Below are 14,119 nucleotides of genomic sequence, written 5' to 3'. Positions count from 1 at the left end.
ATAAAAATAAAAAAGATGATTCCCAAAGGCTTAGGAATTCATCTTTTTAGGTAAATACTCTTAATTATTACTTAGGCTAAGGTGTTCTTTTAATTGGTCCTGCAATCGTGACTTTTCTTCGTTGTTTATTATTTGATAGGAAACCCCATCTATCATTTTTCCGGTTGCCTGTACTTGAATCTGTTCGATTGATTTACTAGCAGTTTTATAGTTACTCTGAATAGTTATCATTTCACTAAAGGTCAAATTCGTCTTTACATTGTCTCCTAAGGCTTTAAAAATATCCCCGTAATTAGTCAGTGTGCTTAAGCTCGCACCCTCTTGAATAACCGCTTGTATGATTTGTCTCTGGCGCAGCTGTCTGCCATAGTCACCGCGTGGATCCTCATAACGCATTCTGGAATAGTTCAGGGCATCTTCACCGTTCAACGTTATTTCACCTTTAGGAAAATGTGTCCCTTCATGGGTGAAATCCAAATCATTAACTACGGTCACTCCTCCAACAGAATCAACTATGTCCTGAAATCCTTCCATATTAATTTGGACTACATAGTCAATCGGAATATCAAGGAAGTTTTCAACGGTAGCCATTGACATTTCTACTCCGCCAAAAGCATAGGCATGATTAATTTTATCAGTGGTTCCTCGTCCGATAATTTCGGTCCTTGTGTCTCTGGGGATACTTAGCATTTTAACGGATTCCTGATCAGGATTAACAGTTAAGACAATTATGGTGTCTGACCGGCCTCTGTCTCCTTGGCGTTCATCCACCCCCAGTAATAATACAGAAAAAGGAGTAGCTTTTTTTAAGGATACTTCTTCGGTCCTCTTTTCGGAAACTTCCCTGTCAATAGGATCGTGCATTCTCTCAACGGCATTTGTTAGAGAGCTATATACGGATAAAACGTAAACCCCTACACCAATGAAAAGCAGGGCGAACGTAATCAATAAAACTCTTAACCATCTTCTTTTCTTCTTGTGTGCTTTTTTGTCAAGTCTGGAACTCATACTAAGCCTCCTAATAGTTTGAACAGCATTTATAGGATATCAAATTCTATAATGAAATAAAATAGATTTTAAACCCAATAAAAAGGAAATTTTAAAAAAATCACCAAAAATCGTCAAATTTCCTTTATAATTCCTTTATTAAGTAATTTAGTAGGAGCAGGAAAAACGTATGAAAGAATTTATTTTGTTTGTGGCGGAAATTGTAAACGGAATCCATGATATTATTAATTCTTATGCCTTAGGTGCTGGCTGGGAATTGACCGATAAGGATCTGCATTTATATGTTTTTGGTATACTAGGCATCTTTAGTTTTCTTATAGTCCATCTAGTCTTTAAGACACTGGCTAAATACAGCATTACAGCTATATCATTTATTTATACTTTTACCGTAATGCTGGTAATAGTCTTTTCCATAGAGATACAGCAAAAAATAACTGGAAGGGGGGAAATGGATTTTAATGATGCCGTCATAAGTCTATGGGGATTTTTGTTGTTTTTTGGCATCTTTTTATTGCTAAAAGGTCTCTGGCTGTCTACAAAAAAGTTTATACGTAAAAGATAGTTTAAAAAATACATAGAGGAGAACAGCATGAAAAACCTTTTGAGAGTCTTCTTGGTTTCTATAGCCTTCGTATTCTTGTTCCAATCTTCTGCTTTTGCAGAAACTGTATCCAAACGCTTAGACGGGAAGGACCGATTTGAAGTAGCAGTGAAAGTTTCCCAGGAAGGCTGGCCTTCGGGAGCCAAAACAGCATTTTTAGTTAATTATGAGGCGTTTGCTGATGCTCTTTCCGGCAGCCCTCTTGCATTCAAAGAAGACGGACCGATTCTTCTGACCCGAGCTAATGCACTCGAAACTTCGATTATAAATGAACTCAAAAGACTTAGTCCCGAAAAAGTCGTAATTATCGGAGGGACGGGCAGCGTATCACAAAATATAGTGACACAACTTACTTCCATTGGAATTCAGGCGGTAGAGAGAGTAGATGGAAAAGACAGATACGAAGTTGCCCTTAATATCGCAAATCGAATGGGGCCTTCCGATACAGCAGTTGTTGCCAACGGCCTGGTTTTTTCGGATGCGTTATCCATCGCCCCTTATGCCGCAAAAAATGGATTTCCTATCCTGCTTGCAGGAAACAATTCTTTCCCTGCTCCAATGCAGGAGGCTCTTAAAATACTAAACGTAAAAAATAGTATTATATCAGGTGGGGAAGCAAGTGTAACACCAAGTGTTGCTGCTCAATTGCCTAATCCAACTAGAATTGGCGGCAAAGACCGCTATGAGGTTTCAGCTAACATTGCAAAACAGTTGTCTCCGAATTCCGAGAAGATCTTTCTGGCTACAGGCCTGACATTTGCGGATGCGCTGACAGGATCGGTGCTGGCTTCAAAAAACAATGCTCCAATGCTGTTGATGCATCCAACAAATGTTTATCCATCAGTAAAAGAAGTGGCAACTGGCAGCAATGTGAAAGAAATCGTTGTACTAGGTGGAACCGGCTCGATTCCGCAGGCAACCTTTCTGCAATTAATTAGCAAGGCACCATTGGCTGGCAAAAGAATTATTTTGGACGCAGGCCACGGCGGTTATGATCCTGGAGCTGCCCAAAATGGGCTGCTTGAAAAAAATTTAAATATCCAGTTTACTGAGAAGCTGGCAAATGAACTAAAACAACTGGGAGCGGAAGTGATTTTTACAAGGGCACCTGGAAATGACGTTTATATTTCTTTGCAAGACAGGGCTTTATATGCCAATAAAGTTGGAGGGGACTTATTCGTAAGCATCCATCATGATTCAAATGTTTCTTCCTCGCCTAAAGGATATAGTGTCCATTACAGCTCTTACAGGCCTGCAATTGATACAACGGATGTCTATGTTCTATCAAGTGGAATTAAATATCCGTTTATAAGGGAGGACACGGACAGGAAAGTATTTATTGTCCAAGATGGCAGCAGACAAAGAGAACTAAGCTATAATGGACCTAATATTGCTTATGATCCTACACCGGTACCACAGGTTGTCCTAAGCAGACAATTTGGAGAAGGTTTTGTAAAATCCTTGGCTTACCCAGGCATTAATTTTACAACCATATACTCTTCCACAGGCTTGAAAGATCATAACCTATACGTGACAAGATGGACAACAATGCCCTCGGTTCTTATAGAGTTAGGCTTTATTTCGAATCCTGATGAAGCCAAATTACTTCAAAATGCAACTATTCAAAGCGCAAGAGCGGCGTCCCTTGCTAAGAGTATTAGTTCAACATTTAACCAATAATGAAAAGGCTGTTTCCAATCATCTCATTGGAAACAGCCTTTTTGTTTTACAGAAATTAGCAAAATTTATTTTTGGAAAAAAATCCATTATTTTTCCAAAATCATGCTAAGATAAGGTCAGAGAAAAAATACCAAAAAAACCAAAATGGGGAGAGAATGATTGTTGAAAGGAAAATTAGTAATAAGAGGCATCATGGCGGGAATTTTTTTGTTTTTAGCAAGTAATGTAACTGTACAAGCGGAAAGCACTCCGGAAAGGATTGGGGGAAAGGACCGTTTTGAAGTTGCTGTTAATATCTCCCAAAAAGGATGGCCGGCTGGGACGACGGCCGAAACTGTTATTCTTACAAATTATTTGGCCTTTGCAGACGCCCTTGCAGCAACACCATATGCTTATCAAAAAAATTCTCCTATTTTATTAACTCATCCTTCTTCATTAACCTTGGCAACGAAAAATGAACTGATGAGGCTTAAGCCAAAGGAAGTTATTTTGGCAGGTGGCAGCGGAAGTCTAAACCCCTCGCTGATAACAGAAATAAAACAACTAGGTATTGAAAGGGTTTCAAGGATTGACGGCAAAAACAGATACGAAGTGGCAAAAAACATATCATTGCTGATGAATCCAACTGGGACGGCGGTTGTCGCCAATGGCCTTAATTTTCCGGATGCTTTGGCAATTGCCCCTTATGCCGCCCGAAGCGGCATCCCGATTCTCCTGACAGGAAAAGATGCATTGCCTGCCGAAACTCAAAACGCCCTCCAGGCAGGACAATTCCAGAAAACAATTGTCTCCGGGGGGGAAGGTAGTGTCAGCAAAGAGGTTTATAGTAAATTGCCTGGCCCTGAACGGATTGGCGGAAAAGACCGTTATGAGGTAGCAAGCAATATTTTCCGAAAATACTTTGCAAAACCATCAAAAGCTTATATAGCAAATGGCCTGACATTCGCTGATGCCCTGACCAGTTCTGTTCTGGCGGCAAAAGAAAATGTGCCGATTCTTTTGACGAGGCCTTCTTCATTGCCGGACACGACCCAAAATGTCCTCATCGATAAAATGATGACAAATGTTCTTATTATTGGGGGAACAGCGTCGGTTAACAATAATATTGTCTATCTGCCGGGAAAATGGGAGATTACCAGCCCGGGAGGCAATAGCCTGGAAGGGTATACTTCTGCTACTTCTGTTGCCCCCGGCCAATCTTTATCTTTTTATGTGAAGAGCAGCAAAGCTTACCACGTTGAATTCTACCGAATGGGCTATTACAACGGACGGGGCGGACTTTTGACAGGGACTAAAACTGGCCTTGCAGCAAAGGCGCAGGTAAATTCTCCGGATTCTATAACACTTAATGCTAAATGGAATGTTTCGTTTACCCATAAAATTCCTGGTGATTGGAAATCGGGAGCTTATTTGGCCAAGCTGGTCAATACCGATAAACAGGCAAGCTATATCCCCTTTGTAGTCAGGGATAGCTCCCCCAATGCAGATTTTATGGCTGTTATGTCTCACAATACGTACCAGGCCTATAATAACTGGGGTGGCAAAAGCCTATATGGATACAATAGCAGCAACAAAACACCGGCAATTAAGCTATCGTTTAACAGACCATACAAAAGCGGTAACGGTGCCGGCGAATTTTTTGCTTATGAATATAACCTGATCAGATGGCTGGAAAAAAACGGCTATAACGTTACGTATGTAACCGACCATGATATTCATAACGGAATTCTCGCCAATTCGAACGTAAAAACAATTCTAATTCCTGGACATGATGAATACTGGTCCAAACATATGCGCGATAATATAGAAAACTCTCCAGATGTAAATTTGGCGTTGTTCAATGCCAATATCGGCTATTGGCAGGTGAGATACGAAGACGGTGGCAGGACGATGGTCGGGTACAAAGCTTTGGCTTCCCAGGATCCATATAACAAAATTGATCCCGCTCAGGTCACTACCACATTCAGGTCTCCTCCGGTAAACAGACCTGAACAGGATCTGTTTGGCTCAATGTACCGGGGGATTCCGGAAAAAACAATGCCGATGGTTGTCACCAATCCTAGCCATTGGATTTATACAGGAACCGGCTTAAAACTGGGCGACCAAATTCCTGGGGTAGTAGGAGGGGAAGTGGACGCTACGACCTTAACGTCGAATGTTGAAATTATTTCAAGATCGCCTGTGACCTTGTACGGTCAAAAAAAGTCTGCGGATGTTATTTGGTTCAACAACCCTGATGGAAGAAAAGTATTTTCAGTTGGAACATTTTATTGGAACTGGTTCCTTGACCCGTATGGCCATACCGATAGGGCTTCTTACAATAAAAACATTGAAATCATGACCAAAAATGCATTGAATAAGTTACTAGCTTCATAGTTTCAAGGAATCAATAAATAGAAAAAGGGCTCCGATATAATATCAGGAAGTCTAGCTTTTGGGGAAAATGCAACTCCTGGAACATCTATCAATGGTTAATAATAGGGAGAGAATGATTGTGAAGGGAAAACTTTATTTGCAAAGTATATTTGTGGTACTCCTTTTATGGTGTTTTGCAGGAGAAGGCCAGGCTCAAGCACAAAGCCTTCCAGACCGGATAGGGGGAAAGGATCGTTTTGAGGTGGCGGCAAATCTAGCAAAAAAGTGGGATCATGCAGAGACGGTTGTTGTTGCAAATTATATGGCTTTTGCTGATGCGCTGACTGCTGGTCCGTTGGCGTATAAATTGGATGCTCCGATTTTACTTACTCATTCTAACGAGCTGACTCCAACAACCAGTGCTGAAATTGCTCGTTTAAATCCATCCAATGTCATTATTGTCGGTGGAACAGGCAGTGTTTCGGAAGCAGTTGCTTCTTCTATTCAAGCCTTGGGGATTCCTGCTATTGAAAGATTGGCCGGGAAAGATCGGTATGAGGTTTCAGTGAATGTGGCCCAAAAACTTGGTGATTGGAACACTATTTCAGTTGCGAGCGGATTAAATTTTCCTGATGCTTTGTCGATTTCCTCTTATGCTTCAAGGAATGGCGTGCCTATTCTACTTACAAGGCCTACTTCTCTTCCTGAAACGGTTAGCAGTCTGATAAAAAGCAGAGGGATCAATCAGTCCATTATCGTTGGCGGAGAAGCAAGTGTAAGCAAACAAGTTGAGGCACTATTGCCAAACCCTTATAGGTTGGGAGGCAAAAACCGCTATGAGGTTGCTGCAAACATATATAAAGAAAAAATGCCGACCGAAACAGTCTATCTTGCAACAGGAGTTTCTTTTGCGGATGCCCTGACAGGTTCGATAGCAGCGGCAAAGGAAAATGCTTCAATTTTACTTAGCCAGCCCCAAGGAACCCCCGCTGAAACAATTAAGATATTCAGTGAGAATATAATAGAAAAATATGTTGTCCTGGGTGGGGAGGGTTCAATAAGCGAACAGGCTGTTTCTGATATTGAATTTAATAAAAAAAGTACGGGACCGATATTTTATTTGGTACCCCATGCTGATGATGAGGTATTGACGTTTGGCGTCGATATATTAAATCAACTGAATAAACAAAGAAATGTACAACTCATCTTGTTTTCCGAAGGAGCAGATTCAGTTGCACGTGAAGTTGTAAATGGAGTTTATGACCTTGAGTCCCGGGTTTTTTCATTAGCAGGAACACGGGTAAAGTGTTCTTGGCACGGAGTTTATCATAATCCAGTAACAGAGAAGTATTTACATGGATATATTAGCTTAAAAGAGTTTGGTGAGATAAGAAAAGAGGATTACAGATTAGCCTCTGAAGCTTTGGGAGTTAAAGAACATCATTTTTCACAGTTCACTTTTAATGGGGCATATTATAGGTCAAACATTAAAAACGTTATTAGATCTTATTTAGCCAAATATCCCGATGCACAATTCCGTTCTATGTCCTGGCTTGATGCCCATTCCCCACATGCGATGATTGGAACAGCCTTAAAAGAGATGGAGGATAGCGGTGAAATCAATCCATTAAAGACAGCTTATTTTGTATCTGTTTATACCGATAGGTTCGCTAAAGTAAGTATACCTTATCCCGTAAGAACGCTGGCTTTGACCAATCCTGCCAGTAAAAAGGCTTTAGTTTCTTCTGTGGATGTATATAGAGACTTCAGGCCACAAGTAGGCCGCTATGCATCCGGATATCATTCTGTAAGAACTCAGTTTGATTCCGTAGTCAAAGAAACGTATGTAAAAATTCATTATTAATAGACAATTAAGGGCTCTTTCTAAAAATAGAAAGGGCTTTTTATTGTTTGTGTATCAAATTGCCCATTTACTCCTTTTACAAATTTTGATAAATTTATAGATATAATAAAAAAATTGGTGAAAAAGGAGGATTTTTCAAATCTAGTTTATTAAGTTGGGGAGGACACATAATTGAATAAAAGAATACTTTCTTGCATTCTCATCTTTGTTATTTCTTTTTTTTCATTGTCGACTTTTGCAGAAGGTTCTACCATTTCAGTAAAGCTGAGTAATTTTATTGGAAATTCCAAATCTATCGATATAACAACCACTGGCAGCTACAAGCTTGCAAATGGAAATATAAGATTGTCAGGAAGCGATCGATTCCAAGTTGCAAACAACGTAGCTTCCAGTGGATGGAACAAATCGAACTCTGTCGTTGTGGTAAATTATCTGGCATTTGCTGATGCTCTGGCTGCATCACCTTTTGCTTATTATAAAGATGCTCCAATATTGCTTACTTTACCCAATTCTTTAAAATCTGAAACATTATTAAAAATTAATGAGCTTGCGCCCCAAACAATTTATATCATTGGCGGAACAGGAAGTGTTTCGGCAACTGTAGAGAGCCAGTTAAGAGGCATGGCTCAAAATGTTATCAGGATTGGCGGGAAAGACAGATATGAAGTATCAAAAAATATAGCTGCTGAAATTCCGAATAACGGTGGAGCTGTTGTGGCAAACGGGCTCGTATTCTCTGACGCTCTTTCAATTGCTCCTTATGCAGCAAGAACCGGTTATCCAATTTTACTGACTGCTAAGGATAAGCTTCCAGATGCTACAAAGCTCGCGTTACAAGGGAAACAGAATACCCTGGTTATAGGGGGAGAAGGAAGTGTTTCCGCAGCTGTTGCAGGGCAGCTTCCTAATTCATCTAGGATTGGCGGTGCGGACCGCTATGAGGTTTCTGCCAATATTATCAGACAGTTGAACTTGCCAGCGGAGACCGCTTTTGTTTCTACCGGACTGACTTTTGCGGATGCGCTGACAGGTTCCGTTTTGGCAGCAAAACAAAACGCTCCTTTATTATTGACAAGGCCAGATAGGCTTCCTGATTCCATTAGGGCGGTAATAAATGAGCGCAGTATCTCCAGCTTCACGATTCTTGGTGGTACAGGGTCTGTAAGTGAAGCTGTAGTTTCAAGTCTGCCGAATGAAGTTTGGCTAGCACAAAATGCTGCTTATTCCGTAAAAAATGAAAATGGGAGACTGGCTTTATTCCAAGGATCTGAAAGAATAAAGGATTTTGGTACTGCTCCTTTTACCTTGTTGCCAGCGGGTTATGGAGACCAGCATCAAATCAAAATCAATAACCGCCCTTACATTGGGCAAATGGATTTTACCCTTGAAAATGGCAATGTAAGGCCAATTAATAGAAATATTCCGTTCGAGGATTATTTAAAAGGGGTCGTTCCGAGAGAAATGCCTGCAAGCTGGAGCCTAGAGGCACTAAAAGCCCAGGCGGTTGCTGCCAGGACGTACTCGATCGATGATATGGGCAAAGTAGTTGCGGATACTCAGGGCTACCAGGTATATGGCGGATATTCATGGGGGAAGGATCCTTATGAACAACGGACAAACCAGGCTGTAGAGGAAACCAGGGGCAAAGTTTTGAAGTACAACGGTAACCTGATTTCCGCTGTTTTCTCATCAAGCAATGGCGGTTATATTGAATCAAATACTGGTGCATGGGGCACTGCGCAGGTTCCTTATTTACAGGCTAAACCGGATTCCTTTGATCCTATAAACCCGTGGAGCATTCCTCTGAAGAAGACTCAAATTGATTTGAATGCTCTTGAAGCTAATAAGCCAGGTTCTTTAAAAAATCCCGGCTGGTGGTGGACAAGCACCACACCTGCTGAAAAGGATTCAGCCATCGCTGCAAAATTGAAGGCGTGGCTCCAAAACAAAGGGTTTGCAAATACAGAAATAAAAATTGTTTCAATTGACGGCTTTGAAGCTGCTCCGCAAAGGACAGCAGGGAACAGGGCAATCAACGCTACGATTAAGATGACGATAATGGTAAAGGATAAGGCTACCAACCAGTACCGTTATAACAGCTTAAGTGAAATTGACAGAATCCCGGTTGAGATCACCGATAGTGTCGGAGCATTTAGAAGCCTTTTTGGTACAGGAGTATTTAAGAGTACTCTCCTTGATCCTACTACTTATGATGCTGGAACCGATACATTGACCATTAGAGGTAAGGGCTTTGGCCATGGTGTAGGGATGAGCCAATTTGGGGCTAACAATATGGCTAAGCAAGGCTTCAAATATGATGAAATACTTCGCCACTATTATCCAGGAGCTTCATTAGTAAATTACTAAAAATTGAATGGTTATTTGGGAAAGATTGCCGGCAATCTGGCAATCTTTTCTTTTGGGCTTTTTATTGCAAGTTTAGTACAGCATGACAGATTAATAGACAACTAGGAGGTTTTATCAATCGTGAAAAAGTTTTATGTAACTCTTCTGTTTGCCGCCGTTCTTAGTTTTATGGGAATTGTCCAGGCCTCAGCAGAGGGTTACACAACGAGGCTTGGCGGACAGAATCGTTTTGAGGTTGCGGTTAATGTTTCTACTAATGGATGGACATCTTCTTCTACTGTTATTTTGGCCAATTATGAAGCTTTTGCAGATGCACTGGCAGCCGGCCCTTTGGCATATAGATATAACGCTCCTATCCTATTGACCCACCCAGGAGTATTAACTGCAGCAACAAAAAATGAAATTGTAAGGCTGAATGCAACCAAAATCATTGCAGTCGGGGGCCCGGGAAGCATTTCCGAGGATGTACTCAATGAATTGAGGGCGATGGGGAAGACCGTTGAGCGAATTTCCGGAAGTAACCGTTATGAAGTAGCCAATAATATTGCAACCCATCTTGGCCGCAGTGATAAAGTCGTCCTTGCCTATGGTATGAACTTTCCAGATGCCCTTGCCATTGCGCCTTATGCTGCAAGGAACGGATATCCGATCTTGTTAACTAACACAAATGAACTTTCACAGTCCACGAAGGATATAATAAACCAATTTGGTGTAAAGCAAACTATTATCGTTGGAGGCGAAGGGAGTGTCTCTGCAAAAGTCGCCGGCCAAGTACCTAGCCCATTCCGGATAGGGGGACAAAATAGGTATGAGGTTGCAGAAAATATTGCAGGTTTGTACTTTAATGCCCGGAATGAATCCTTTATCGCAACCGGAATGAATTTTGCAGATGCACTAACAGGTTCAGTCCTGGCTGCAAAGCGGAACCAGCCGATTTTGCTAACCAACTCAACGATCCCTCAAAATACTAAAAACGCCATTATAAATAATGGTTTCGAGGATTTCACAATTCTTGGCGGTCCTGGGTCGGTTTCGGATGAAATTTTCAATAAACTGAGTGTTTCTATTGTTGGTAAAACAATTATGATCGATCCAGGACACGGTGGAACCGATCCCGGCGCTTCAGGCAATGGCCTTGTTGAAAAGGAAATCGTACTGGATGTAGCGAATAAGCTCAATTCCAGGCTGAATGATTCTTTATCAAAAATTTTAATGACCAGAACTGAAGACTCCTTCCCATCGTTGAGTGAACGGGTTGCCCAGGCAAATAAATCAGGAGCTGATATTTTTATTAGTATCCATATGAATGCCTTTACGACATCTTCTGCAAATGGGACAGAAACCTGGTGGAATGATGTTTATGCCTCGGCGGATAGCAGATTGCTTGCCGAAGAAATCCAAAAGGAATTGGTTAAAGCTCTCGGGACGAGAGACCGAGGTGTTAAAGAAGGGGATTTCAGGGTAATAAAGGAAACAAGAATGCCGAGTGTCCTTGTCGAAATGGCTTTTATTTCAAATGGAACAGATGCAGGCAAATTTAAAACAGATGCCCAAAGGCAAAAGGCTTCGGATGCAATATATAGAGGTATTGTCAACTATTTCAATAAGCAATAAAACTAAACATAATCCCTGTGGGTGCATACCACAGGGATTATTGCCTTTAATTACACAGACTTAATTTAACCAAACGGATGGAAAATATAAATAATTGACATGTACCATGTTTTAGGCTGAAAATAAGTTTAAAGTCATTCGAATTTTGGTATCTGAAAAAGAACTGATTGGGAAATGTAACTTAAATGTAACTTTAGACCACTGTTAGTCGTCCTATTGTATGTTAAACTAGGTAGGATTGAAATTACCTCAAAAAAAAGGGGAAGCAAAATGACAAACCAATTAATAATAGCCTTCTTTGTATCCCTATTCACAGTTATCATCTGTACTCCATTTGTCATAAAACTTGCGATAAAGATAAACGCAACAGACAAGCCCAACGCCCGGAAGGTACATGAAAAGGTCATGCCGAGGCTGGGTGGGCTTGCGATATTCCTTGGAGTCGTAACAGGTTTTTTTGCTGCAGGCCTTCATGATCAAAAAGTAACAGGAATATCCATTGGTGCTATTCTTGTCATCATTATCGGGATTCTGGACGATAAATATGGACTTTCTGCCAAGATGAAATTTTTGGGTCAGATAGCTGCTGCTGGGATCGTTGTAAGTACAGGATTAACAATTGACTTTATTAGTATACCTTTTATGGAAAAAATTAATCTTGGTATATGGGCAATTCCTATCACGATTTTTTGGATTGTTGCCATAACCAATGCGATTAATTTGATTGACGGGCTTGATGGCCTCGCTGCCGGGATTTCATCAATAGGGATTGCAACCATTGCTTTTATGGCATTTATCGCGGGAAAGTCTCTGATACTTGCTTTGGCCTTAATATTACTGGGAAGCACGATCGGCTTTCTGTTTTATAATTTCCATCCGGCAAAGATTTTTATGGGAGACACCGGATCCCTATTTTTAGGTTATTCGATATCAATCCTTTCTTTGCTCGGGCTTTATAAGAGTGTGACTCTTTTCAGTATTGTTGTTCCAATCATTATTTTAGGTGTTCCTATTTTTGATACAACTTATGCAATAATTCGAAGACTTGTTAACAAAAGGCCGATCTCTGCCCCGGATAAGAGCCATTTGCACCATCGAATGCTCGCCCTTGGCTTATCCCACCGCAATACGGTATTAGTTATATATGCTCTGGGGATATTATTCAGTGTATGTGCTGTCCTGTTTGAAACCACAACGCTCTGGGGTTCATTGCTGATAATATTTGGTCTGTTGATATTCTTCCAGCTTATAGCTGAATTTATTGGCTTGGTAAATGAGCGCCATAGGCCATTTATAAAAATGTATAGGAAAGTCACTGGAAAACATTAATGAGAAAAACCGTTTGTGACTTTGGTTACAGACGGTTTTTTAAATCCAAATCGAATTGATGTGAACGGCATGAAAAATAAAGAATTAATTCTCATAACTCATCGTTATCCATATTATCCTGGTGAAGAGTTTCTAAAAGTGGAATTGGATTATCTTTGTGAAAAATTTGGCAAGGTACATATTATCCCTGTTAATGCACAAGATTTATCAACAAAGCGAGATGTACCCGGAAATGTGATTCTCCACGAGCCTATTAAGGCAGGTAAACGAAATCAAGCCGTTGATTCAGCAGGCTTATTCATTAATCTTCAGGCAATGCGTTGGATAGCAGCGGAATTTAAAACTGCTAAACAATTCGGCCTTAAAGGAATAGCCAAACTATTATCCTGGACCGCAAAGGCAGCAATTTTAAGAAATTATATCCGTAACGCAATCATAAGCGGGCAGAATGAGGAAAACTTCATACTTTACTCTTATTGGCTTTCTCTAGCACCGGGCCTCGGACTTCTTAAAGAAACTTTCCCTGGCCTAAAAGCATATTCGAGAGGGCATGGTGGCGATATTTACGATGACAGGCATTCCCCGCCTTACCTTCCGCTAAAGAAAAGAACAGTAGAAAGACTTGATAAACTTTTTTTAATATCGAATTACGGATTGAACTACATGAAAAACCAAAACGGTTTGAATTTTAATAACCTTGAGTTAGCGAGACTAGGGACGCTGCAACCTGCTGGCAGAGCTGAAAAATCTAGTGATGGTATTTTCAGGATAATCAGCTGTTCGTATATGGTGCCGGTCAAGAGGCTTGAACTCTTAGTGGATGCGCTTGCCTGCTGCGGAAGCACGATCCACTGGGTTCATATAGGTGATGGCCCGGAACGCGAAAAACTTGAAAAAATGGCCAAAAACCTCCCTTCTACTATTACGTATGAATTTAAGGGAAGTATGGATAACCATGAAGTGATTAACTATTACATTCAACATCCTGTAGATCTTTTTGTGAATGTAAGTTCGAGTGAAGGTATACCTGTATCTATTATGGAAGCATATAGCTGCGGAATCCCGGCAGTGGCAACGGATGTGGGAGGCACGGGAGAACTGGTTAACAGCGACAACGGGCAGCTCGTATCCAAAGATGTGAGCCCCAAAGAGCTGGCAGGCCAATTTGACCGTTTTGCTTCCTTGCCAGAGACTGATATCATCCGTTTTAGGAATAATGCATTTTCAATGTGGAATGAGAACTATAATGCCGAAAAGAATTATTTAGACTTTACTAAGCGGCTAGGCGGCCACGGGTGACA

The 14,119-nt window shown here is 40.9% G+C and carries 9 protein-coding genes; 8 read left to right on the top strand and 1 reads right to left on the bottom strand.

The window, feature by feature from the left end; translation table 11 throughout:
• Positions 1–60 precede the first annotated feature (60 nt).
• Positions 61–1,008 (bottom strand): polyisoprenyl-teichoic acid--peptidoglycan teichoic acid transferase TagU, encoded by a 948-nt coding sequence (gene tagU, locus A8F94_RS11985; RefSeq protein ID WP_066200236.1) that lies wholly within the window; start codon positions 1,006–1,008, stop codon positions 61–63.
• A gap of 169 nt (positions 1,009–1,177) precedes the next feature.
• On the opposite strand from tagU, the gene A8F94_RS11980 reads away from it, so the two are divergent.
• The 8 genes from A8F94_RS11980 (at position 1,178) to A8F94_RS11945 (ending at position 14,117) form a co-directional block, all read left to right on the top strand.
• Complete coding sequence (locus A8F94_RS11980; RefSeq protein WP_066200233.1) at positions 1,178–1,570, top strand: hypothetical protein; 393 nt, start codon at positions 1,178–1,180, stop codon at positions 1,568–1,570.
• A gap of 27 nt (positions 1,571–1,597) precedes the next feature.
• Positions 1,598–3,289 (top strand): cell wall-binding repeat-containing protein, encoded by a 1,692-nt coding sequence (locus A8F94_RS11975; RefSeq protein WP_066200230.1) that lies wholly within the window; start codon positions 1,598–1,600, stop codon positions 3,287–3,289.
• Positions 3,290–3,451: 162 nt separating this feature from the next.
• A complete protein-coding gene (locus tag A8F94_RS11970) occupies positions 3,452–5,665 on the top strand; it encodes a N,N-dimethylformamidase beta subunit family domain-containing protein (protein ID WP_139070079.1) in 2,214 nt (737 codons plus the stop codon).
• Positions 5,666–5,783: 118 nt separating this feature from the next.
• A complete protein-coding gene (locus A8F94_RS11965; protein WP_175384403.1) occupies positions 5,784–7,508 on the top strand; it encodes a cell wall-binding repeat-containing protein in 1,725 nt (574 codons plus the stop codon).
• A gap of 171 nt (positions 7,509–7,679) precedes the next feature.
• The gene (locus tag A8F94_RS11960; protein ID WP_066200218.1) at positions 7,680–9,875 is read left to right on the top strand and encodes a SpoIID/LytB domain-containing protein; all 2,196 of its coding nucleotides are present in this window, start codon (positions 7,680–7,682) and stop codon (positions 9,873–9,875) included.
• Positions 9,876–9,995: 120 nt separating this feature from the next.
• On the top strand, positions 9,996–11,489 hold the full coding sequence (locus tag A8F94_RS11955) for a cell wall-binding repeat-containing protein (RefSeq protein WP_254660837.1): 1,494 nt from the start codon (positions 9,996–9,998) through the stop codon (positions 11,487–11,489).
• A gap of 270 nt (positions 11,490–11,759) precedes the next feature.
• Entirely contained in the window at positions 11,760–12,818 is a 1,059-nt protein-coding gene (locus A8F94_RS11950) for a glycosyltransferase family 4 protein (RefSeq protein WP_066200216.1), read from the top strand.
• Between the two features lie 15 nt (positions 12,819–12,833).
• Positions 12,834–14,117 (top strand): glycosyltransferase, encoded by a 1,284-nt coding sequence (locus A8F94_RS11945; protein WP_066200213.1) that lies wholly within the window; start codon positions 12,834–12,836, stop codon positions 14,115–14,117.
• Positions 14,118–14,119: the final 2 nt, after the last annotated feature.

It is taken from the genome of Bacillus sp. FJAT-27225, assembly GCF_001685025.1.
Taxonomy (GTDB): domain Bacteria; phylum Bacillota; class Bacilli; order Bacillales; family Cytobacillaceae; genus Bacillus_D.
This window is presented reverse-complemented; position numbering and strand designations above follow the sequence as displayed.